This window comes from Actinospica acidithermotolerans (assembly GCF_018139625.1).
Lineage (GTDB): Bacteria > Actinomycetota > Actinomycetes > Streptomycetales > Catenulisporaceae > Actinospica > Actinospica acidithermotolerans.
The window spans coordinates 22636-45763 of record NZ_JAGSOH010000044.1 but is presented as its reverse complement, the minus strand read 5'-3'; the positions used below and the strand labels follow the sequence as shown (position 1 = coordinate 45763).

Annotated in this window: 20 protein-coding genes and 1 pseudogene; 5 read left to right on the top strand and 16 right to left on the bottom strand. The window is 68.1% G+C overall.

Translation table 11 applies throughout. The features are described from left to right. Window positions 1-15 precede the first annotated feature (15 nt). The 3 genes from KDK95_RS16400 to KDK95_RS16390 form a co-directional block, all read right to left on the bottom strand. The gene (locus KDK95_RS16400; protein WP_212519045.1) at window positions 16-531 is read right to left on the bottom strand and encodes a DinB family protein; all 516 of its coding nucleotides are present in this window, start codon (window positions 529-531) and stop codon (window positions 16-18) included. A 3-nt stretch (window positions 532-534) separates the two neighbouring features. Further along, complete coding sequence (locus tag KDK95_RS16395) at window positions 535-1527, bottom strand: LacI family DNA-binding transcriptional regulator (RefSeq protein WP_212519049.1); 993 nt, start codon at window positions 1525-1527, stop codon at window positions 535-537. Window positions 1528-1677: 150 nt separating this feature from the next. After that, entirely contained in the window at window positions 1678-4977 is a 3300-nt protein-coding gene (locus tag KDK95_RS16390) for a lectin (RefSeq protein WP_212519044.1), read from the bottom strand. 185 nt (window positions 4978-5162) lie between these two features. Here KDK95_RS16390 and KDK95_RS16385 point away from each other — a divergent pair, with 185 nt between their 5' ends. Both KDK95_RS16385 and KDK95_RS16380 read left to right on the top strand, forming a co-directional pair. After that, entirely contained in the window at window positions 5163-5849 is a 687-nt protein-coding gene (locus tag KDK95_RS16385; RefSeq protein ID WP_212519043.1) for a histidine phosphatase family protein, read from the top strand. Window positions 5850-6006: 157 nt separating this feature from the next. Beyond that, window positions 6007-6675, top strand: coding sequence for a hypothetical protein (locus KDK95_RS16380; RefSeq protein ID WP_212519042.1), 669 nt, complete (start codon window positions 6007-6009; stop codon window positions 6673-6675). 56 nt (window positions 6676-6731) lie between these two features. Here KDK95_RS16380 and KDK95_RS16375 read toward each other — a convergent pair whose 3' ends face one another. Next, window positions 6732-7289 (bottom strand): GNAT family N-acetyltransferase, encoded by a 558-nt coding sequence (locus KDK95_RS16375; RefSeq protein WP_212519041.1) that lies wholly within the window; start codon window positions 7287-7289, stop codon window positions 6732-6734. Between the two features lie 17 nt (window positions 7290-7306). Further along, entirely contained in the window at window positions 7307-7744 is a 438-nt protein-coding gene (locus tag KDK95_RS16370; RefSeq protein WP_212519040.1) for a DUF3052 family protein, read from the bottom strand. Window positions 7745-7872: 128 nt separating this feature from the next. On the opposite strand from KDK95_RS16370, the gene rpmG reads away from it, so the two are divergent. Beyond that, window positions 7873-8037 carry a 50S ribosomal protein L33 gene (gene rpmG / locus KDK95_RS16365; RefSeq protein WP_212519039.1) on the top strand — a complete coding sequence of 55 codons (165 nt, stop codon included), beginning with the start codon at window positions 7873-7875 and terminating at the stop codon, window positions 8035-8037. A gap of 455 nt (window positions 8038-8492) precedes the next feature. Here the strand turns inward: rpmG and KDK95_RS35875 are convergent. The 11 genes and pseudogenes from KDK95_RS35875 to KDK95_RS35870 form a co-directional block, all read right to left on the bottom strand. Further along, window positions 8493-8633, bottom strand: a pseudogene (locus KDK95_RS35875) (IS256 family transposase); the annotation flags it as partial. 156 nt (window positions 8634-8789) lie between these two features. Continuing rightward, on the bottom strand, window positions 8790-9260 hold the full coding sequence (locus KDK95_RS16360) for a hypothetical protein (RefSeq protein WP_212519038.1): 471 nt from the start codon (window positions 9258-9260) through the stop codon (window positions 8790-8792). 523 nt (window positions 9261-9783) lie between these two features. Beyond that, window positions 9784-10320 (bottom strand): DUF6000 family protein, encoded by a 537-nt coding sequence (locus tag KDK95_RS38240; protein ID WP_372463333.1) that lies wholly within the window; start codon window positions 10318-10320, stop codon window positions 9784-9786. A 305-nt stretch (window positions 10321-10625) separates the two neighbouring features. Beyond that, on the bottom strand, window positions 10626-10949 hold the full coding sequence (locus KDK95_RS38235) for a hypothetical protein (RefSeq protein ID WP_372463332.1): 324 nt from the start codon (window positions 10947-10949) through the stop codon (window positions 10626-10628). A 37-nt stretch (window positions 10950-10986) separates the two neighbouring features. Beyond that, window positions 10987-11406, bottom strand: coding sequence for a Gfo/Idh/MocA family protein (locus KDK95_RS16345; protein WP_212519036.1), 420 nt, complete (start codon window positions 11404-11406; stop codon window positions 10987-10989). Between the two features lie 59 nt (window positions 11407-11465). Continuing rightward, window positions 11466-12263 carry a DeoR/GlpR family DNA-binding transcription regulator gene (locus KDK95_RS16340; RefSeq protein WP_212519035.1) on the bottom strand — a complete coding sequence of 266 codons (798 nt, stop codon included), beginning with the start codon at window positions 12261-12263 and terminating at the stop codon, window positions 11466-11468. Continuing rightward, window positions 12260-13603, bottom strand: a complete 1344-nt coding sequence (locus KDK95_RS16335) for a family 4 glycosyl hydrolase (protein WP_212519034.1) — start codon at window positions 13601-13603, stop codon at window positions 12260-12262. Before KDK95_RS16335 ends, KDK95_RS16340 begins: the two co-directional genes overlap by 4 nt. A 67-nt stretch (window positions 13604-13670) precedes the next feature. Continuing rightward, a complete protein-coding gene (locus KDK95_RS16330; protein WP_212519033.1) occupies window positions 13671-15161 on the bottom strand; it encodes a glycoside hydrolase family 36 protein in 1491 nt (496 codons plus the stop codon). Between the two features lie 106 nt (window positions 15162-15267). After that, on the bottom strand, window positions 15268-16620 hold the full coding sequence (locus tag KDK95_RS16325; protein WP_212519032.1) for an ABC transporter substrate-binding protein: 1353 nt from the start codon (window positions 16618-16620) through the stop codon (window positions 15268-15270). Window positions 16621-16678: 58 nt separating this feature from the next. Next, complete coding sequence (locus KDK95_RS16320; RefSeq protein WP_212519031.1) at window positions 16679-17596, bottom strand: carbohydrate ABC transporter permease; 918 nt, start codon at window positions 17594-17596, stop codon at window positions 16679-16681. Window positions 17597-17610: 14 nt separating this feature from the next. Beyond that, window positions 17611-18582 carry a carbohydrate ABC transporter permease gene (locus KDK95_RS35870; protein ID WP_212519030.1) on the bottom strand — a complete coding sequence of 324 codons (972 nt, stop codon included), beginning with the start codon at window positions 18580-18582 and terminating at the stop codon, window positions 17611-17613. Window positions 18583-18859: 277 nt separating this feature from the next. On the opposite strand from KDK95_RS35870, the gene KDK95_RS16310 reads away from it, so the two are divergent. After that, window positions 18860-22753, top strand: coding sequence for a fibronectin type III domain-containing protein (locus KDK95_RS16310; protein ID WP_212519029.1), 3894 nt, complete (start codon window positions 18860-18862; stop codon window positions 22751-22753). A 205-nt stretch (window positions 22754-22958) separates the two neighbouring features. After that, window positions 22959-23114, top strand: coding sequence for a hypothetical protein (locus KDK95_RS16305; RefSeq protein WP_212519028.1), 156 nt, complete (start codon window positions 22959-22961; stop codon window positions 23112-23114). Window positions 23115-23128 lie beyond the last annotated feature (14 nt).

Here is a 23128-nt window from a genome sequence, read left to right as displayed (position 1 = left end):
GCTCGCGGGCTGGATTCAGCTCTGGGTCGTGCCGTCGACGAGCTCGCGCAGGATGTCGGCGTGGCCGTTGTGCTGCGCGTACTCGCGAATCAGGTGGACCATGATCCAGCGCACGTCGACCTCGCCGATGCGGCGATGGGTGCGTACCTCGTCGAGGCCCACCGAGCTGAAGATCTCCCGGCTGCGCTCGCATGCGGCGATGAAGCGCGCCGCGTCCGCCTCGACGGACTCGCCGTCGTCGAGCAGGAAGTCGCCGTCCTTGCGGTCCGGGAAGCCGAAGGGCGCGGGGGCGTCGCTGCCCGCGATCACCGTTTCGAACCAGACGAACTCGACCTTGGTCAGGTGCCGGACCAGGCCGTGCAGGGTGTTGAGCGACGGCACGACGCGGCGGTCCGCCTGCTCGTCGGTGAGCCCGTCGAGCTTCGCGAGCAGTTCGGCGCGCTGGGCGTCCAGCCAGCCGGCCAGCGCCTCTCGCTCCGGCGCGACCGACGGCGCGTCCACGTACTCCAGCGGCGACTTGAAGGTGTCCATGCCCTAGAACGTAGCGGGTGGGGGCGCCTCTCCGGAGCCGCGCGGGATGAGCACGGTGGGCAGCACGACGCGGCGCGGCGCGTCGGAGAGTCCGGCCAGCCGGTCGAACAGCAGCGTCGCCGCGACCCGGCCGAGGCCGGCGGGATCCTGGGCGACGACGGTGAGCCCGGGTGATATCAGATCGGCGAGTTCGAAATCGTCGAAGCCGACCAGCGCGGGCCGGTCGACGCGGCCGGCGAGCTCCCGCAGCACGACGGTGGTCAGCCGGTTGTTGCCGCAGAACAGCGCGGTGGCAGCGTTCGGCTGGGAGAGTAGCCGGTCCAGCGCCGCGCGCACGGCGACCGGCTCCGCCCGGCCCATCACCACCAGGCTCTCGTCCTGCGGGATCCCGGCCCCGGCCAGGGCGCTGCGGTAGCCGGTGAGCCGCTCGCGCGCGGTGAAGATCGCCAGGTCGTCGCCGAGGTAGGCGATCCTGCGGTGGCCGTTGTTGATCAGGTGGCGCACGCCGTCGCGCGCGCCGCCGACGTTGTCAGCGAGCACGACGTCGGCCGCCAGGTTGATCGGCGGCCGGTCGACGAACACGACCGGGACGCCGGCCCTGATCTCGTGGGCCAGGTAGGAGTGGTCGGTCGCGGCCGGGACCATGACCAGGCCGTCCACCCGCCGCTCGCACAGCGCCATGGCCAGTTCCTGCTCACGGTCCGGGTCGTCGTCGCAGGAACCCGTCAGCAGCAGGCAGTCGTTGTCCCGCACCACCTGCTCGACCGCGCGGGTGAGCACCGAGTAGAAGGGGTCGGAGACGTCCTCCAGGATCAGCCCGATGCCCGCAGCGCGGCCGGTGCGCAGCTGACGCGCCGAGTCGTTGCGGCGAAAGCCCAGGTCGGCGATGGCGCGGGAGACCCGCTCCGCGGTGGCGGGCAGCACCCCGGGTTCGCCGTTGACCACCCGGGAGACCGTCTTGAGGCTCACGCCGGCCCGGGCCGCGACGTCGTTCATCGTCGCGCGCCCTGAGCGCATGGTCGGGGTGGTCGAACGGCTCACTCCTGGCCCTCCAAAAAGGGATTCATCCGGGGCGCTGCCCACTGTTGCGTGTCACCATAAGTCATCCGCGTTCCCGCGGCATGAGAGAGCGCGCTTCCGCCGCCGCTAGGGCAGTGTCCAATTCTGCGCACCCGTGCCGTTGCAGGTGTAGATCTGCAACTGGGTGCCGGTCGTGGTCGTCGAGTTGGGGTCGTCCAAGCACTTGCCCGACTCCGGATTTATCAGGGAGTTGTTCGCTCCCACCTCCCATTGTTGCGCACCGGTGTTGTCGCAACCCCACCACTGGACCACGGTTCCGTTGCTGGTGCCGCTGCCGCTCACGTCCAGGCACCCGCCTTCGGTCTGGATCGTGCCGTTGGACGCGATGGTCCACTGCTGCGCGGCGGTTCCGTTGCAGGTGTAGATCTGCACGTGTGTGCCGTTCGTCGTCCCACCGCCGTTGTCGTCCAGGCACAGGCCGCTCAGCACACTGGACGAGACTCCCGAGTAGACGGAGCCGACTGCCGGCGACGCGGCCGAGGTGTACCCGATCGCGAAGATGTGCAGGCCGCCCGAGGCGACGTTCGACGGCAGCGTGACGCTCGCTACCGTCTTGCCGCTCGCCAGGTTCATCGGCTTCGTCGCGAACAGGTACGTCGAGATGGTGTCAGATGACGCGCCCGACTGGTTCCGATAGCTCATCGTCGCGACCGTCGTGTCGCCGGCCAGGACGGATGCACTGCCGCCGCCCAGGGTCCAGTCGCTCAGCGAGATCGGCACGTTCTGGGTGCTGCCGTCGGTGTAGGTGACGACGGCCGTGCCGGTGGACGGCCCGTTGCTCGCCGAGCCGAGGAACGAGATCGCCCCCGAGCCCGAACTGGTGACGGTCTGGCCGTTCGCCTCGTAGTTGTCCGGCCGGCCGGCGGAGACGTTCGGCCACGTGAACGAGACGCCGTTCGCGGTCACCGTGGAACCCGGCGTGATTCCGGCGGAACTGAGTGCCGAGGCCGAGTAGCTGTAGCCGACGCCATCGAAGTCGGCACTCGACGATGACGAGTCCGCCGAGATGCCGATGTCGGTGTACGACGGACTGCCCGCGTACGAGGGCGGCGCGGCGCTGGATGCGCTGGCCCAACTCGTGTTCGCCGACGTGCCGAGGGTGAAGGTGAGCGTTCCGCCGCTGGTGATGGCCCCGCTCGGCGCGTACGCGTCGTTCCACGCGGAACCGTTCCAGGTGGCGGACTGCACGTACGGCGCGTTGTCCGCGGCGCCGCTGCCGTTGATTGTGAGGGTGTTGCCGCTCGGCAGGGTGATGACCTCCTGCGTGAACAGGGGCGAGCCGAGCGCGAGGTCAGCGGTGCCCGGCGTCTCCGGGTACATGCCGAGGGCGGACCAGACGTACCAGGCGCTCATCTCGCCGAGGTCGTCGTTGCCCGCCAGGCCGCCGGGCGCGTCCGTCCAGATCTGGTCCTGGATCTCGCGGATCACGTCCTGCGTCTTGTACGGCTCACCGGTGTAGTCGTACTCCCACGGGATCTCCAGCGACGGCTCGTTGCTGAAGTCGGAGTACCCGTTGGACCCGCTGAAGGAGGAGAGCACGGTGTCGAGGTACGAGTTGAGCGCCGCGTTGCCGCCCATCGCCGCGGCCAGGCCGTGCACGTTGAACGGGACCATCGGGGTGTAGATGTACGAGTCCGCCTCGACGAAGTTCGACTCGGAGCTCGCGCTGAATCCGGAGGTCCAGGTGCCCTGGTAGGTGCGCGGCTGGATGTACCCGCTGTTGTGGTCGAACTCGTTCTGCCAGTCCTGCGCGCGGCTGGCCATCGCGCTCTGGTCGGAGGTGTCGCCGAGTTCGCCCGCGAGCGCGGAGATCGCGAAGTCGGCCGAGTCGTACTCCAGCGTCGTCGCGGCGGCTCCGTAGAAGTTGCAGCAGCCGTAGCTGCCGTTCGTCGGCAGGTAGCCGAGCTGTTCGAGGTACGTCAGCCCGGGCCGGTCGTTCCCGGAGGTCGTCGCCTCGGCGAGCATGTCCTTCAGCGCCGTCGACGTGTCGAAGTTCCGAGCTCCAAAGGCGTAGTAGTCGGCGAGGATCGAGTCGGCCGGGTCGCCGACCATGACGTACGTCTCGCCGTTGTCCTCAGACCACTTCGGGAACAGGCCGGTCTGGGCGTAGTCGTCGACCATCGACTGCGCGGTATCGGAGGCGACCGTCGGATCGATCAGCCCCTCCAGCTGCGCCTGCGAGCGGTAGATGTCCCAGCCCGAGAAGTTGCCGTATTCGGCTGAGTGGCCGGAGTCGACGGTTTGCGTGGAGCCGTTGAAGCCGGGGTACTGGCCGTTCTCGTCGCTGATCAGGTTCGGGTGCAGCGCGGCGTGGTAGAGCGCGGTGTAGAACACGGTCTGCTGCGCCGAGGTCCCGCCGGCGACCGCGACCTTGCCGAGCACGTTGTTCCACGCCGTGTGCGCCGCCGATTTCGTCGAGGCGAAGTCCCAGTTCGGGTTCTCCGTCGTCCGATTCTGCGTGGCGTTCGCGATCGACACGAAAGAGACGCCGACGTTTGCGAGGACGGTCTGGTTCGACGTCGTGTTGAAGGTGACGTAGCCGTCGTTCGCGGAGGCGTTGGGGGTCACTGCGTTCGACGTGCCATTCGACTTGGCGGTGGACTTGGCCTTCGGGAGCGCACCATGCAGCGTGTGCTCGTTCTTCGACTCGCTCGCCTTCGCGGTCGACGCCTTGACGGCCGCACTGCCGTTGGTCGCGAACGACGTGTTGAAGACCATGTCGAAGTAGACCGTGTACGTGTTGCTCGCGCCGCAGAAGCCGCCGCTGGTGACCTGGCCGCTGACCTCAGAGGAGCTCACGATGTTGAACTGCTCGTTGGAGTCCGAGTTGGCACTGCCGTTGAGCTTGAAGATCAGGTTGGCCTCGGTGGTGGACGGGAACGTGAACGAGGCCATGCCGGAGCGCGGGGTGACGGTGAGCTGCGTGGTCACACCGTTCGACGTCGTGACCGAGTAGTAGCCCGGCGACGCCGACTCGTTGCTGTGCGAGAAGGAGTCCGTGGCGGACGTGTTCACGGCTCCGACGGTCGGCAGGATCGGCACGTCTCCCTCGCCCGAGCAGCCCGGGCCGGACAGGTGGGTGAGACTGAAGCCGGTGATCGAGGAGTCGTTGTACTCGTAGCCGCCGCCGTCCGGGCGGCTCGGGGTGTCCGGGCTCCACTGGACCATGCCGAAGGGGTCGTCGGCGCCGGGGAAGTCGTCGGCCGAGTTGGTGGTGCCGATGAAGGGGTTGACGAGCGAGGCCGGGTCCGAGACGAGCGCGGCGCGGGTGGCGGCGGCCGCCGGGAGCGCGGACGCGGCGGCGAAGGCGAGCCCCGTCGTCGCGAGCAGGGCGAGGGCACGCCGTTGTGCCTGGAGCTGTGCCATGGTGCGCGGTTCCTTCCTGGCCGGGCGGGGGTGGGCGGCCCGGTCCGAGTGGGTGCGAAGCGGGGAAGGCGAACTGGCTGCGCTGGCATTGCGTGATGACAACGTTGTCGCCGACCTGACGGGCTGTCAAGGAACGACACGGCAAATCGGGCGTGACCTCCGGTAAAAAGTGGCATGATCTGTCCGTGTCAACGACGCGCATGCTCCTGGTCCGCCACGGCGATTCGCACAGCAAGTCCGACGGCGTGTACGCCGGGCCGCGCGCCTGCCGCGGCCTGACCGACCTGGGCCGGAGGCAGGTGCTGCGCCTGCGCGAACGGCTCACCGCCACCGGCTTCAAGCCCGACGCCGTGTACAGCTCGACGATCCACCGCGCGGCCCAGACCGCCGGCATCCTCGCCGACGCCTACAGCCCGCTCACCCCGGCGCGCGAGTGCGGACTGTGCGGTTTCCATCTCGACGACTCCCTCGACGGCCTCAGCTGGGACCGCATCCGCGAGGAGTTCCGGCACCGGGACGAGTCCGGCCGGCCCGACGGCGGCGTGTTCGTGCCCTTCGAAGAGGGCAACGAGTCCTGGGCCGAGCTCGTCGCCCGCGTCGGCCGCACCCTGACGACCCTCGCCACCCGGCATGCCGGCGGCACAGTGCTCGCCGTGATGCACAAGGAATCCCTCGAGGCCTCGCTCATCGCGTTCGGCGCGCTGCCGCTCTACCGCGACTTCGACGTCGAGATCGGCCGCGCCTCGATCACCGAGTGGGTCACCGACGACGACCCCGCGGCGCCCAGGGATCTGGACCGGGGACTGGGGCTCCCGGTGCGCTGGCGGCTGATGCGGCTCAACGACACCGCGCACCTCGAGAACATCTCATGAGAATCATGCCGACATCGGCCTGAATCTGGCCTAAATGCCATGCTACGGGGCATCACACCCGCGACCGGCGCACGCACGCGCCGGCGGCGAGTGCAGTGTGGTGGACCGCCGGTGGACCACCGGCGGATCGCTGGCGGATCGCGAAGGGGCGCCCGGGATGGAACTGGCCGTTTCGTATCTCTTCCTACGCCGCGCCATCGGCCTGATCGGCGCCCTGCTGCCGATCGCCCTGCCGATCGGCTACTCGATCACAACCGGAAGGTGGGTGCTGCTTTCGTCGGTGAGCAGCTACTACAACACCGACATGCGCAACGTCTTCGTCGGCGCCCTCTGCGCGATCGGCGTATTCCTGATCTGCTACCGATACCAGTACTGGGACGACGTCTTCGCAACGCTCGCCGGCGCCTTCGCCATCGGCGTGGCCTTCTGCCCGCCGCTGCCCCCGAACCCCTCCGAACTGGCCCGCGTCACCGGCACGCTGCACATCGTCTTCGCCGCGTGCTTCCTCGTCTCGATGGCCCTGATGAGCCTGCTGCTGTTCACCAGGTCCGACCTCCCCCCGGCCGAGCGCACCTCCGCGAAGAAGGCCCGCAACGTCATCTACCAGCTCTGCGGCACCCTGATGCTCGCTTTCACCGCCCTCGGCGGATTGTCCTCCCTCGCCTCGCAGTCCTTCGTCGACAAGGTCCATCCGCTCTTCTGGTGCGAAGCCCTCGCCACCTTTGCGTTCGGCTTCGCCTGGTGGGTCAAGGGCGAGACCCTGTGGCGGGACGCCGAGGCACCGAGCCCGCTGGCCGCCGCAGGAGCCGCGGCGGCTCACGGGTGACGGGTGACGGCTCATGGATGACGGCTGACGGCTGACGTCCACAGCCCTGGCTACGGCTACGGCTGACGACTCGCCACTTTCGGGCGCCAGCGCAGGTGTCGGTGGCCGGCCTCCGGATACCTCGGCGGCCGCGGCGCGAGCAGCGAGTCGAACACGTACCCGCACTTCTGCGCGACACGGCACGAGCCTTCGTTGCCAACGGTATGCAGTAGTTCGATCTCGTCAGCGGGGAATTGATCCTGCTCCCCGAACAGCCACTCCGTCACGGCCTCGACGCACCGTGAGGCAATGCCCCTGCCACGAGCCTCCGCCAGCGTCCAGTATCCGACGCCCGTCGCGAAGGTCTCCGGCGGCTCGGCCGACCTGACGACGAAATGGCCGACGACCGATCCCGCCTCCTCGATCGCCCAGCTCATGTGCCTACCGCGTGACCACTTGGCGTCCTGCTCGGCGATCCACGCACGCGCCTCGTCCTCGTTGCCGATCAAGGTCATCAGCCAACGCCGCATCACTTCGTCCCGATGCGCGGCGACCAAGGCTGGTACGTCAGACTGCTGCCAGGGACGGAGAGTCAGCGCCGGAGCATCCGAGGTCGGCTCCACGGGCAGCGTCATCCGCGAGGGGCTCATCGTCAGAGCCCACGCAATTCGCGCCGGACGACGAGGCGGATGCCGGACCACGCCGCGTCGATCGCGCAGATTTTGTTATCCACGAGGCCGGTGGGCAGGGCGACTTCTCGCACAATGTCGTCCGTCACCTCGGTCGGGATGCCGGAAGCGCGCTTCGGCCAGCCGATCCAGAGGCCGCCGGCGGGCTCCAACACGGCGCGCACGTCCTTGACGATGCGCTCGAGGCCGGCGCGTTCGGTGCCGAACCAGAGGATGACGTCGAAGGAGTCGCTGTCCAGCGCCTCGACGACCTCTACCGCTTCGGGCAGCGGGGCGAGGGTGGCGGCGAAGCCGCCGGGGGCGTTGAGGAGAGCCACCCGGTGGCCGGGCTTGATGCCGAGTTTCTTCGGCAGGGGCGTGGTGCCGGTTCCGGCGCTGGTGCCTGTGGAGTTCGCAGCCATGCAGGTCAGCCTACAAACAGCGGCGCTTGGCCGACACCCGGAATAGAACGGCGGCCGGGAGCGTATAGACATCCGCAAACGATTTTCATCGCCACTTAGCTGGCTGGCAGGAAGGGAAACCGACACTCATGGCCCGCAGCGAACTGCGCCCCGTCGTCAAGGTCCGGTCGACCGCCGGAACCGGCTACACCTACGTCACCCGCAAGAACCGGCGCAACGACCCGGACCGGCTGGTCCTGCGCAAGTACGACCCCGTCGCCCGGCAGCACGTGGAGTTCCGCGAGGAGCGCTGATCCGGCCGATCGGATCTCCGGTCCTGGACCGAGCACATGGCAAGGGCCCGGAACTGAGCACGGACCCGGGTCAAGTGCGGGCCCGGGGCCGAGCACGGTTCGGGACCGAGCGAGGACCGGACCAAGCATGGGCCCGCGAGACCAAGGACCAGCCCTGGACCAGGCACGTGACCTGGGCCGGTCCCAGCCCGGGGTCCTGCGGAAGCGGCGAGTCGGTCTGTAAGCCGGGCTTTAATTGGTCCGTTTTGTCATAGCAAATGGGGACAAAGCACTACGAGAAGTGCGTGTCTCTGCGTACTGAGCCGTAGTGAAGCGTGAAGGTCACGGCCGCGTCAATGACCACAGGGGCTCGCGTGAGGACTCAAATGCCGACGCGACGAGAGAAGTCGCAGGTCAGGTGACATCACACGAGGGGAGGCGGTCTGTAAGCCGACTACTACAAATGCTTGACCGCGGCCCGCGCCGATGTGCGCGGTGGCCTCTGCCTCGATCAACTCCTGCAGCATCCGCTCGGCGGGAGAGCGCACCAGATCGCCGTTCTCCGCCGAACGCAGCGCGTCGAGCAGGGACAGTAGGGCAGACTGGTCCAAGGCCATTGTGTGAGTCCTTCGTGCGGTTCCTTGGCGGGTTCCGCAGGACCCTCACACAATGGCTCATCCCACGTCAGGGGCTTCACCGAACCGATACAGACCTACACCACTCAGCGGGACGTCATCCGATGATGCCGCAGAACGCTCGTTGGACAGACAGCGTCAGATGCCGAAGCTCACCTGGCCTATGTCGCCATAGGGAGCTCCGGTGCCCGACCACGCCGTGATGGTGTATGTGACGTCTTGCGCGAGGCCACTGAAGTAGGCGCCGGTTCCGCCCGCCACCCACGTCCGGTAACCGCTCGAGGGGTAGTTGGCGATAAAACCGTCCGGACCGGAGAGCTCGAAGTGCCCCGTGAAGGTGTAGCCGTCTGCCCACGCTTCGACGGTCGCCACACCGTTGACGACGGAAGTGACGCGCTGGATGCAGAGGTCACCGTGGCAGATGATCGAGCCGGCGGAATCGGGGGAAACAGCGCGGGCGACGGTGCTGGAAACGTGCGTACTCAGCGTGCCCGAAGAAGCCTTGAGCGGCGCCACAGCCGCTGCGCTTGAGGGAACGGCGGTCGCAGCCGCGCTCAGGACGACGGCGCCCGCGGCTGCAAGACGGAGAAGGGAAGATTTCACACGCATGTGTGCTCCTTAGGTGGTCAGGTTTTTCCGGGTCGCGCTAACGGGACGTCGCTTCCGCCCCCGGGCGGTATGTGTACCGCCCGTTCGGCATTCCATCGGGTGCGGTGTACCGTCGCCGTCAGCTTGCACCGCTGACCAGCCTGTGAACATGCCGTTTGACCGGAAAAGTAAGCGGCACAATCGGACTGCAAGGGGCCTTGTACGTTCCGGCTGCTGGGCGGAATCGCTGGCCAGAGTCCTGATTCAATGCTCAGGGATCGGGTGGACGAGGCACGGGCCGCGGGCGCGTGGGTCAAGAGCCAGCGGCTGGCCGCAGGGATGGCCCGAAGAGCTCCGAACATTCCGCCACCAGAGGATTGCGCAAGAGCGCCAGATCCAAGAAGACGAGACATCGAGATCACGGAATCCAAGCCGATCCCAGCGAGACACGAGCACCACAACCGTCTTGCTGAAACTGGATCACCCCCGGTTGGCTACACCGGACTCAAGGAGACGGGACAAGCGTCGAGCAATGCGCTTGGCGCTACCGCCGCTCACCCGGGTCAGTCGCGTCGAGTCTCACGAGGACGGCGGCTTCGTCGGCAAACGCGCACAGTTGGCTGATGAACTCGCGACTTCGCTGTGCTTCCTCGTTCGATGGGCTCGGAGGCACACCGATCCAGTTCTGCCAGGGTCCGCCGGGGCTGAGGAACCGGCCCGCATGCTCGGTTCTGAGCGTGACGTCGATGCGCATCAGTGCGTCGAGGGCCATGCCCTGGTCGTACCGCAGGTCAAGCCGGGGAAGGTACTTGTCCAGGTACGTCGTCAGCAGTTGGGCGTCTTGTTCTGGCTGGAAGCGGGCCAGGGTGACGCGGCAGCCGCGGCCGGCATAGACGACCTCGCTGGCGAGCAGCAGCTCGCCGAGCTGGTCGCGGAATTCAGCCTGGCCCGCGATGGTGATCAGCCAGGCGGTCTTGCGTTCGCGCCAGCCGCCTCCGAAAAGGATGGAGCCCCTCGGGTGTGATGGTGGCTGTCGCGGTCGCGAGGTTCTGCATGAACTGCCCGCGTTCGGTTCGGCCAGCCGAAGCAGGTTGCCGCCGAGGGTGAGGTAGCGCCGGTCCGGGGTGACGTGACCCCCGGAAACCCGGGGCGGATCAAGGCGCTCGACGCCTGATGACCGCCGACCTTCAGGCCCGACGGGTTGGACCGTACCCGGTTGGCGTGATCGATGATCGCAGTGGAAAGCCAGAGCACTCTCTATTCGACCGACTCCAGCGTTGCGAGCTCCTGTCGGTCCAGGACACGGCTACCGCTGCCGACCGGTTCGGCCTTCGAGAACACCACGACACGCCTCCACTGCCTACTTGACCGCTCCGGGATGTAGCACTATTGGGCGCAAGTAGACTGTCGACTCGTCCAATTGGCAAAAAGCGGTCGAATCGCCGACGCCACCGACGCCCGGATCCTGCTCGCGCTCCGCGCCGATCCCCGTGCCACCGTGATCGTGGGGTTAAGTCCGCGCAGCTTCAAGGGCGGCCAGGCCGTCGGGTCGAACCAGTCGGGCATCCGCTCCGCACCCTTGGCGGCGTCGGGGGCGCGTCGGTGCGGGTTGGCGCCGTAGACGGTCAGTGCGCCGAATCCGGTGACCTCGCGCGAATACCTTCCGGCGAGCCAGTGGATGACGTCGATGTCGTGCGAGCCCTTCCGCAGCAGCAGGCCGGTGGTCTTCGCGCGTTCGGCGTGCCAGTCATTGAAGTAGTAAGTCGCCGCCGTGGCCGATGAAGTGGCGGCACCAGATCGAGCGGACGCGGCCGATGGCGCCGGAGTCGATCAGTTCGCGCATCTTCCTGAGGACGGGGAGGTGGCGCAGGTTGTGGCCCACGTAGAGCCGGGTACCGGTGGTTTTCGCAGCGGCCAGCATCGCGTCGCAGTCCTCGAGGCTGATTGCCATCGGCTTCTCGACGAACACTGCGACGCCGGTGTTCAGGAAGTGCAGCACCGGCTCGGTGTGCAGGTAGTCGGGTGTGAGGACGAACACGGCGTCGCAGCGCCCGCGTTCGGCCGGGTCGGCGTCCGAAACCACGCGGGCGAGACCCGGCCGGCTGGCGTGCCCGGCGAGCACGGCGCGTTGTCCGACGCCGACGACGCCGACTCTGAGTTCGTCCATCGCTCCGTCCTTTCGTTCCGGCGGCGGCGTCGACGGCGGAAGCAGGCCACGCGTCGCGTTCAGCGGGCCAGTTCGATCCGGAGGCCGCGTTCGCGCAGGTGGGCCAGTTCGGCGGTTTCCGGGCCGGTGGTGATCAACAGGTCGATCTCGTTCAGGGCGCAGACCGGGGCGAGGTCGGTGCGCCCGAATTTGCCGGGGTCGGCCAGCAGGATGTGGCGGCCGGTCGCTTTCAGCATCCTGATCTTCATCTCGGCTTCGGGGATGTTTATGTTGGTCACGCCGGTGTCGGGGTGGATGCCGCTGCAGGAGAGGAACGCGGTGTCGGCGTGGATGGACTCGATGATGCGCCCGCCCATCGGATCGACCAGGGAGTGCTGCAGCGGGCGCAGGGTGCCTCCGGACAGGACGACCGAGAAGCGCGGGATGGCCGGTTCGAGTTCGTGCGCCGCGCTGGTGGAGTTGGTGAACACCACCAGGTCGGTCAGATCGCGGCGCGCGACCAGGGCGCGGGCCAGAAATGTGGTGGTGGTCCCGGCGTCGATGACGATCGAGTCGCCGCTGCCCACCAGCAGCGCCGCGGCCTTGGCGATGGCGGCCTTCTCGAGGGCCGCGGCACCGAGCGACTGCTCGTAGGAGGGTTCTGCCGCCGATCCCTGGGGCACCGCGCGCGCGCCGCCGCGCACCCGGCGGATCAGACCCTGGGCTTCGAGGGTGTCGAGGTCGCCGCGGACGGTGACCACGGAGACGGCGAAGGCCTCGGCCAGGGCGGCGATGCGCACGAAGTCCTGTTCCTGGACGAGCTCGAGCATGCGTTCGCGGCGTACCTCGGCCGGGATCGGCTCGCTGGTGGTGGTCACTTCCCGTCCTTCGTGCTGGTAGTTCTATGGCCGGAGCCGGCGGTCTCGGATGCGGTCCAGGGCAGTAGGTCGCGGTGCGCCTCGATCATCTCCCGGCACAGCTCGGTGATCTCGGGCAGCGTCAGCGTGGACGCGGTGTTCGGGTCGAGGATCGCCGCGTGGTGGATGTGCTCGACGCGGTGTTCGAGCGTGGCGCGCACCGTGAGCTCCGCGACGGACAGGTACGTACGGTTGAGCGCGGCCAATTGCGGCGGGTAGTCGGCGATCGGGCTCGGGGTGATGCCGTGTGCGCCGATGACGGCGGGCACCTCGACGAAGCAGTCGGCGGGCAGTTGCGGGATCAGCCCCTCGTTGGCGACGGTCAGGTTGGTGCGCGCGGCCTCGCCGGTGATCAGCGCGGTGAGCACCTCGGAGGCGATCTCCGGCTCCTGCCATCGGGTGAGCATCGGCCGGTTCGCCGCAAGACCGCGCCGGATCTCCTCGTAGACGTGCAGGTTCTGTCCGGCACGGGTGAGGTATTCGCCGATCGGCAGACGCAGCCGGGCTATTTCCGCGTCGTGCCGGAGGAACCAGGGGACGTATTCGGCGGCATGCTCGCTGGACTCGGTCGGGTAGTACCCGAGGTGGCGCCACAGCTCGGTGCGCACGTGCCGGTCGAGCCGGGGGTCGGCCGCGACTGCCTCGGCCAGCTCCGGGTAGAGCGAGCGCCCGTCGGCCTCGAAGCGCAGCACGAACGCCTGGTGGGTGATCCCGGCAGTCAGGAAGTCGATATCCTCGGCCTCCCGTCCGACGAGATCGGCCAGGGTCGCGTGAGTGTCGCGCACAGCGTGGCACAGGCCCGCGACGTTGCGCACCCCGGTGGACTCGCGTACCGCCCACAAAGTCATCACCAGCGGGTCCGTGTAGGACAGCAGCCACGCGTGCGGGCACAGCTCGGTCATGTCCCGAGCGAGGTCGACCAACGCCGGGATGGTACGCAGGCCGCGGAAGATCCCGCCGATCCCGATGGTGTCGCCGATGGTCTGGCGCACCCCATAGCGGTGCGGGATCTCGAAGTCGCGCAGGCTGGTGTCGTAGTCGCCGACCGAGAGCTGGCACACGACGTAGTCGGCGTCGGCGAGCGCCCGGCGGCGGTCGAGGAACGCCTCGATGCGCGCGCCGGCGCCGGCCTCGGTGTTCAGGCTGAGGGCGAGCGCCTCGGCGGTGGCCAGGCGCTCTGCGTCGATGTCGTGCAGCACGACGCGCAACGAGCCCGCGAGGCCGGGCAACACCAGCAGGTCCGAGAGGATGCGCCGGGTCAGCTCGACATTGCCGGCGCCGATCAGTACGAGGCCGGTCATTCCGCTCCCGCTCCGTGTGGGCTCCACCGACACAACATGCTGGTCAGAGTACACCGGTAAGTGCCGTTCACCCGGCGAGCCGCTCGGCGGCCGCGGTGAAGTCGACCTCGCGTCCGCCGATGTCGAACCGGTAGCGGGAGAGCTGGCGCACGGGCTCGTCGCGGGCCAGGAACTCGGCGAGCGCAATGCGCTCCTCGGGATCGAGCCAGCCGACCGGGTCCGAGGTGGCCTTGAACGCGCACACCCGGGCCAGGTCGGCTAGCAGCTCGCGTTGGTGCGGGGTGAGCAGGCTGTGCCGGGCCCGGAAGTAGACCACGTCCGGGTCGAGGTCGACCAGGTCGCGCAGCCAGAGCCGGTGAATGCTGGTGACCAGGGCGTTCTCGGCAAGCGCGTCGGAGGGGTCGTCGGTGGCGTAGTTCGTCCAGAACGGCGCGACGTCCGGGCCGATCCGGATGCCGTCGCACACTCCGAGCGAGGCGAGCGCCGGCGCGCCCGAACCGAGCAGGTACACCTGCGGTCCGGCAGCTTCCCGGACCAGCTCCATCGCCGCGCGGTAGACCGCTTCGCGGCCGCGGTCCGGATCGTTTCGGGCGCCTGGGACGGCTGCGGCGTTGACGAAGTCAAGCTTGAGGTACTGGTAGCCCCACCCGACGACGGTCGAGATGAGGTCCCTGACATGGTCCTGAGCCTCGGGCAGCGTGAGATCGAGCGCGTAGTAGGGCCCTCCCCAGTTGTAGCCTGCCGCTGCCGGGGCCCCGGTTTTGTCGGTCACCAGCAGATGCGGCCGCTCGCGGGCGAGTGCGGATTGCGGGCGGGCGATGAACGGCGCCAGCCACAGGCCCGGGCGCAGCCCCAGGTCGCGGGCGCGCGTGGCGAGGTCGGCCATGCCGTCGGGGAACTTCTCGTTCGGCTGCCAGTCCCCGACCATCCGCTCCCAGCCGTCGTCGATCTGGAAGACGTCGAAGGGAAGGCCCTTGAGGCTCTTCAGGTCGGCCCGGAGGGTCTCCTGGTCGATGCCCTCGTGGTAGGCGTACCAGCTGCACCAGACGTTGCCGGCCCGGTTACGGTGGCGTTCGCCGCCCAGGCGCCGGCCGAGCAGGCGGGCGTAGCGGGTGAAGACCTCGAGTTCGGGACCGTAGGCAGCGAACCACTCGGCGCCATCGCGCTCGTACCAGCCGACGATCGTGTCGCCGGTGATGGTCAGTCGCGGCACGTCCAGGCCGAGCGCGCCGACCAGCAGTACGTTTCCTTCGGTGTCGGCGAGCGCGGTGACCGCGGCGCTGTGGTGGTGGCGCGGGTCGTCCCAGTCGGTGTCGTCGGCGGTCAGGCGCCGCTCGGGGGCGGCGATACGCAGCGGCGCCGCATCCATCGCCCGCCATCCGCAGGGGGACCAGGAGTTCCAGCCGTGCCGGTAGACCTGGGCTTCGGGCATGCCGTGCAGCAGGGCGATGCGGCCCGCGGGAAGGATCAGGCCGCCCTCGACCGGATTCGGCGCCGATTCCAGGCGCGCCGCGATCGTGCGCGCGCCGAAGTGGAGCAGGTGGACGTCGTCGGGCATGGGTTCCTCTCGCAAGAGCCGAAGCCGGGGTTGGGGATCTACGGTGCGGCGGGACGGGGCGCCGTGGTCGGGACGACACCCCGCCCCGGACTGCGGGTCCGCCGGGTCAGGGCTGGGACATGTATCCGCTCACCGCGCTCTGCGCGGTCTCCAGGGCCGAGGCGGCCGAGGCCTGGCCGAGCCAGACGGCGTCGAGCTGGGACTGCACCTCCGTGCTGATCTGGCTCTCGTGCTGGCTGATCGGGTAGATGAAGGTGCCGCCGGGCGCCTGCGCCTCCTGCACGAACGGGGTGATGTTCTGGCCCGCTGCGATCCGGGCGGTCTCGGCCTTCTTCGTCGCCTCGGTGATGGCCGGGAAGATCACGCCCTTGGTGGCGACGATGTCCTGGCACGCCGGGGAGGCGAGGAACGAGATCCACTTCCACGCCTGCGTCGGGTACTTCGTGCCGGACCAGATCGCGTCCGACAGGTCATTGATCAGTGTCTTGCGACCGTCCGGGCCGATCGGCAGCTCGGCGAAGCCGTAGCTCTGCTTCGCGGTGGGACCGGCGTAGGAGGAGACGTTGTAGGATCCGATCTGCGTCATCGCGCCCTGCCCTGCGTCGAGCACGGCGTTCACGCCGAGGGTGGAGTTCTTCTGGTAGGGCGGCGCGTAACCCTTCTGCGCGAGGCTCGCGTACCAGGTGACCGTCTGCTCGAGTGCGGGCGAGGCGTAGTTGTACGCGGTGCTGAACGGCTTGGGCAGGAAGCTGAATCCGTTCTCCACCGCCAGATCGCCCCAGCTGCTCTGCCCGGTGTTGCCGTCGTCATAGGTCGGCACGTAGCCGTAGACCTTGACGTGGCTCTTGTCGAACTTCGGGCTCAGGCCGTTGTTTCCGTTCTCGTCGATCGTCAGCTTGGCGATCAGTTGCTCGAAGGTGCCTCCGTCGGTCGGGTTCCAGGTGAGGCTGTCGAGCGAGGACGGGCTCACCCCGGCGGCGGTAAGCATCTTGGTGTTGTAGACCAGGCCCTCGGTGTCCCAGTCCTTCGGCAGGCCGTAGCGCTTGCCGCCGTCCACCCACATGTCCGCAAGTCCGGGCTGGTACTGGCCGAGGTTCACCTGGGCGGAGGTGACGTCGGCGGTGAGGTCCATGATCTGGTTGTCCGCGACGAACTGCGGGTAGTAGGCGACGTGGTCGGTGAACACGTCCGGGGCGTCGCCGGCGGTCATCTCGGTGGTCAGATTCTGCCAGTAGTTGCTCCAGGCCGCCTGGGTTATCTTAATCTTGATATTAGGGTCCTGGGCCGTGAAGGCGTCGGCGCAGGCCTGGTAGCCGGCCTGCTGGGTTTGGTCCCACAGGGCGTAGCTGAGGGTGACCGGGCCAGCGGAGGCGGAGCCGCCGGAGGAGCAGCCGGCGGCCGCGATCGGTGTCGCGGCGGCGATCAGCGCCACGGCCAGGCGAGTGCGTGTTCTTCTCATGCTTCGGATCAGCCTTTCGGTACGTCGTTGTCTGGGCGGGCTGTGCTCAGGTGCGGCGTTACTTGATCCCGGTGAAGTTGAGGGACTCCACCAGACGGCGGCCGAAGAAGACCAGCAGCAGCGCCACCGGGATCACGGCGAGGACCGCGGCGGCCATCAGGCCGGTCCAGTCCGGGGCGGTGTTCGGCGACTGCTGCAGGAAGATTCCGAGCGCCGCCGTCAATACCCTGGTGCTCTGGTCGGGGCCGACCAGCAGCGGCCAGAGGTAGTCCTTCCACGCCCACACGGCGGTGATCAGTCCGATCGTGATCAGCGGCCCGCGGTTCATCGGCAGCACCACCCGCCAGAACTGGAGCCACCGCCCGGCGCCGTCGAGCGCGGCGGCCTCCTCGACCTCGGTGGGCACGGACAGGAAGAACTGCCGCAGGAAGAAGACCGCGAACGGGGTCATCAGCAGGCTCGGGGCGATCAGACCCTGGAAGCTGCCGATCCAGCCGAGGCTTTTGACCAGCGCGAAGTTGGGCAGCATGGTGAAGATCGGCGGCACCATCAGGGCCATGACGAACACACCGAACAGCAGATCGCGCCCGCGGAAGCGCAGCCGGGCGAAGGCGTATCCGGCCATGGCGCAGAAGAAGGTCTGGGCGACGGCGATCAGCCCCGCGTAGATGACCGAGTTGCGCAACGAGACCAGGAGGTCGAGCGTTGCACCGGAGCCGCCGGCGGCCAGGTCCTGCTGGGTGCTGGTCAGGCCGAGCACGCGTTCGAAATTGATCAACGTGGCGTGATGCGGCCAGAGCGAGGTGGTGTCCGAGGGAAGGTCCGCCGCCGGGGTGAACGCGGTACGGACCATCCAGTAGAAGGGGAAGAGCGTCACCACCAGCGCGATGATCAGCACGATCCACGCGGCGCTGCGTCCGGGCCGGAAGGCCGCGCTGCGCCGCGGGCGGGCGGCGGGTTCGTTCTGCGAGGACAATTCGGGCGCCCTTTCTAGGCCAGGTCGGAGCGGGAGGCGCGCAGCAGGCGCAACTGGAGGAAGGTGAGCACCCCGAGGATGAGCACCAGGGTCACCGCCACCGCGCTCGCGTAGCCCATCCGGAACTGGGTGAAGGCGAGCTGGTAGATGTAGTAGTAGATGACGCGGGTGGCGTTGACCGGGCCGCCCTGCGCCGGGTCGATCGAGACCGTGTCGAAGATCTGGAACGAGCCGATCAACGAGACCACCAGCACCAGCGCCATGATCGGGCGCAGCAACGGCAGGGTGATCCGGGTGAAGGTGCGCACCTCGCCCGCCCCGTCGAGGCGCGCCGACTCGAAGAGAGTGCCGGGGATCTGCAGCATGCCGGCGTAGAACAGCAGCGCCGTGTAGCCGGTGTACTGCCACGTGTTGATCACCGCGATGGTGGGCATCGCGAGACTCGGCGTGGTGAAGAAGCCCTGACTCGAACCGCCCAGATCAGTGATCAGATGGTTGACGAAACCCAGGTTCGCGTCCAGCAGCCACAGCCAGAGCAGGCCCACGGCGACGTTCGGCACCAGCCAGGGCACCAGAAACAGCACCCTGACAAGCACCGAGCGGGTCAGCCGGAACATCAGCCAGGCCAGTCCGAGCGCTAGCACCGTCTGCGAGACGATATTGATCACCACGTACTGGAGGGTCACGCGCAGCGCGTTCCAGAACAGCGGATCGCGCCACAGGTACCGATAGTTGGCCGCTCCCACCGAGTGCGGCGGTGAGAGCAGGTCGTAGTCGGTGAACGAGAAGTAGACGCCGCGGATGGTCGGATACAGGTAGAACAGCGCGAACCCGACCAGCGCCGGGGCCAGGAAGAGCGAGGCGATCCGCCCGTCCCCGCGACGTGCCGCGCGTCTCCTGCCAGGACGCGCGGCGCCGACGGCCTCCGGCGGACCTTCGTGCGCCGCGGTCGCCACGGCGAGACTCGACCCGGTAATCCCGGCCACAGGCGCCACCCCTCGTTTCCGAAGCTTTCCAAAACCTTCGATTTAAGGTCGGTTAGGAAGCGATGATGGGTGCGCCGTGAACCTTTGTCAAGGGCTGCAAGCGCATCATGCGCGAAGCCAGGCGATCCGCTGGCTTTCTGATGCTTCGCTTGATCGTTGTTCATGAAAGGCTTCGAAGGTCTTGACAAATTCTCGCAGGACCCCATGATGGCGGACGACGATTGGCGTCGGCGAGGTCGGGTCGCTGCGCTCCCACCATCACGGTCCCGGAGGCCGCATGTTGTTCCGATCATCCCGCCCGCCCCGAGGAGACCACGCCTGCTCGCGGCCGATCCGCGCCCGGCGTCGGCGAGGCGCCGCCGCACTCACCGCATTCGCCCTGGCCGTCGCGTGCCTCGGCACCGGGGTAGCCAGCGCCGCCGCCCCCGCCACTATGGGGCCCGCGTTCTCGCCGGTCGCCGCGGGCGTCCCGGCGCGCCCGGCGGCGCCGGTCAGCCCGGATCCCGCGCTGACCGGCCACCCGCTCACGTCGGCTACCGGTGCGCTGAACAACCCCGACAAGGGCCTGGCCACCTACTACACCGCCGGCACCGATGAGAACTCCGCCAGCGTCTACCCGCACTCCATACAGTGGAGCTACTTCGCCCTGTCCCAGGTGATGACCGACGCGAGCAACTGCCAGTCGTACGACTGGTCGGCCGTGGACTCGATGCTGAACGAGGTCGCCTCCTACGGCAACACCGCCGCGATCCGGTTCTACCTCGTCTACCCCAGCGGCTCCCCCGCCGACGGAATCCCGGCCTGCTTCGACGGGCACGTCTCCACCCGCACCGACACCTACAACGGCGTCACCGACCCGGACTACGACAGCCCGTACCTGATCAACGCGATCGGCAAGTTCGTCTCGGCCCTCGCCGCCCGCTACGACGGGGACCCGCGCATCGGCTTCATCCAGGTCGGTCTCGTCGGGAACTGGGGCGAGAACCACACGTGGCCCTACAACGGCGACCCGGGCAGCGGCGGCTACCCGAACTACATGCCCACCAACGCCGACTTCGCGAAGATCGTCGACGACTTCGCCAACGACTTCCACCGCACCCAGATCGAGGTGCGCTACCCGTACTCGGCGGGGGGCGCGGCCAGCGGACTGAACATCGGCTACCACGACGACTCGTTCTGCGCGCTCGAAGGATCGCCGCTACAAGGCCAGACGCTGCCGGAATCCCTTAACGGCGCCTCCTGGGCCCAGCTGCAGCTGGATCTGAACCAGGGCACCGAGAACAAGTGGATCACCGACTCGATGGGCGGGGAGGTCTATCCGCCCATCCAGGCCAACGCGTTCACGAACTACCCGAACGGATCCACGGCGAACGACGTGGACAACATGGGCGGGTGCATCAACCTCACCCACGCCACCTGGATGATCGACCAGGGCAGCCAGAGCACTCCCTCGACCGACTCGGGCACCGATGCCGCAGTCGAGGCGATGGGCTACAACTTCACCGCGAACAACGCCTACTACACCCCGTCCGCCTCGGGCAGCGCCGAGGTCGGCGTGCAGATCACGAACACCGGCGTCGCCCCGTTCTACTACCCGTGGACGATGAGCCTGGGTCTGGAGAACTCCTCCGGCCAGATCGTCCAGACCTGGAACACCCCTTGGGACATCCGCACCGTCATGCCCGCGAACATCGAGCCCTTCCCGGACTGGAACGTCTCGGGCAACCCGAGCTCGATCCCGTACGGCTACCCCCAATACTTCCAGACCGACGTGAACCTCTCCGGCGTACCCGCGGGCTCCTACCAATGGGTCATGAAGGCGGACAACCCGTTGTCCGCGGACAGTTCGGCGGCCAAACCGCTGCTGTTCTCCAACACCACCCAGAACGCGAACGGCTGGCTCGGCCTTGGCTCGGTGACCGTCAACACCGCGGCCGCCGGATCCGCGCCGAGCGCGCCGGTGAACCTCGCCGCGACCGGGACGGCGAGCACGATCAACTTGTCCTGGTCCGCGCCTTCCTCGGGTACCCCGGCGGGCTATGAGATCCTGCGCGACGGCACGGTGATCGCCACCACTCAGTCGACCTCGTACACCGACCAGTTCCTCCCGGTCAGCTCCGCGCACAGCTACACCGTCAAGGCCTACGACGCGGCCGGCGACACCTCCCCGGCTTCCGCAGCCGCGGCGGCCTCGACCACCAACGGCACGGACACCACCGCGCCGACGGTCCCGACGAACGTCACGAGCTCGAAGGTCACCGGCGACTCGGCCACCCTCACGTGGAAGCAGTCCTCGGACGACACCGGCGTCGCCGGATACGACATCTACCGCAACGGCAGCCTCATCGGCTCGACCACCTTCACCACCTACACCGATCTCGAACTGGCCGGGAACACCTCCTACCAGTACACGATCAAGGCGTATGACCCGGCCGGAAACCTCTCCGCGCCCTCCAGCCCGGCCAACGTCACCACCGGCGCCTCGGAGACCACCGCCGCACCGGGCGCACCGACCGCGCTGGCCTCACCGAGCCAGACCGGGAGCGCGATCGACCTGTCCTGGACCGCGCCGACAAACACCGGTGCCGGTATCGCAGGGTACGACATCTACCGCAACGGCACCCTGGTGGGCACCACCACCGAAACCGAGCAGGGTACGGCCGGCTCCCCCAGCCCCACCATCTACACCGACACCGGTCTGAACCCCGGAACCTCCTACACCTACACCGTCGCCGCGTTCGATGCCGCCGGCGACACCTCCGCGCAGTCCGGCTCGGTCAGCGCAACCACCGTGGCGGTCAGCGGCGGAGGAGGCAGTTCGTCCCCGAGCGTGCCGACGGGACTGACCTCGACCTCGCAGACCGACAGTTCGATCGGTTTGAGCTGGAGCTCCTCGACCGCCGGAAGCGGCGGCAGCGTCGCGGGGTACGACATCTACCGCAACGGCACGAAAGTCGGCACCTCCACCTCCACCACGTACACCGACTCCGGCCTGAACGCATCGACCTCCTACACCTACACCGTCGACGCCTACGACACCGCAGGCGACACCTCCGCCCAATCCAGCTCTATCACCGCCTCCACGACCGCGGTGACCTGCAACAGCTGCACGCCGCCGAGCACACCTGGCGGTGTGACCGCCGACCAGGAGACCTCGGGCAGCGTCCAGATCTCTTGGAGCGCCTCGACCGCCGGAAGCGGCGGCAGCGTCGCAGGGTACGACGTCTACCGCAACGGCACGAAAGTCGGCACCTCGACCTCGACCACGTACACCGACTCCGGCCTGAACGCATCGACCTCCTACACCTACACCGTCGACGCCTACGACACCGGAGGCGACACCTCCGCCCAATCGGGAGGCATCGGCGCGGCGACGACCGCGAGCGGCGTCGCCGGGTATGAGGCCGAGTCCACGGCGAACACCCTTGGTGGCGGCGCGAAAACCGCCTCGTGCTCGGCCTGCTCCGGCGGCCAGGACGTCGGCTACATCGGCGAAGGCGGCACACTCACCTTCACCGACGTCACCGCGCCGAGCGCCGGCAGCTACACCATGGCCGTGCACTACGTCGACGGCGACGCTGGACGGTCCGCCGTCATCACTGTCAACGGAACGCCCACCACGGTCTCGTTCACGGGCACCAACGACAGCAACTGGAACAACGTCCAGGTGAAGAACGCCACCGTCAATCTCAATGCTGGAACGAACACAGTTGAATTCTCGAATTCCAGCGCCTACGCACCCGACATCGATCAGGTCACGCTCACAGCAGAAAGCGGCGGCGGCACCGGAGAAACCGTCTACGAGGCGGACGCGTCCGCGAACACGCTGGCCGGCGGGGCGGTAACGCAGACCTGCACTGCGTGCCTGGACGGCAGGGACGTAGGCTACATCGGCAACGGCGGCACCCTGACGGTCAACCAGGTCACGGAGCCGAAGACCGGCAGCTACCCGCTCACGATCTACTACGTGGACGGCGACGCCGGCCGGACCGGCGTGCTCACCGTCAATGGTACGAGCACGAATGTCTCGTTCCACGGCACCAACGACGGCAACTGGAACTCCGTCCAGTCCATGACCGTCACGGTGAACCTGAACGCCGGCAGCGGCAACACCATCGAGTTCTCCGACCCCGGCGGCTGGGCGGCCGACATCGACCACATCACCGTCTGACACCCCGCCGAACACCACGCCGTCGCCCGCCGCTGAGCCGTCATTCGGCTCGCCGGCGGGCGGCAGTTCTGGCGTCCAATTCGACAGGAATAGCCACCGCTCAAGCTGAGCCCCAACCCCGCCCCGGGTGGGCCGGCGCTCCGGTGGCGCCGGGCCACGCGAACTGCGGTCCGACGCCCGGCCGGAGCGCCTGGCGGTCTCGACGATGGCTTCCATCCAGGGTGGGCTCCTACTCACCCAGGTCCGCCGCGATCCACAGCAACTTCGCATCGCAGCGGACGCCGCGCTCGCCCACCTGCGTGCCCAGGGCAAGCTGCAGGCCGCCAACGAGGACGACGCCCTTGCCGCAGCAGATCATTGATTCGTCGCAGCAGA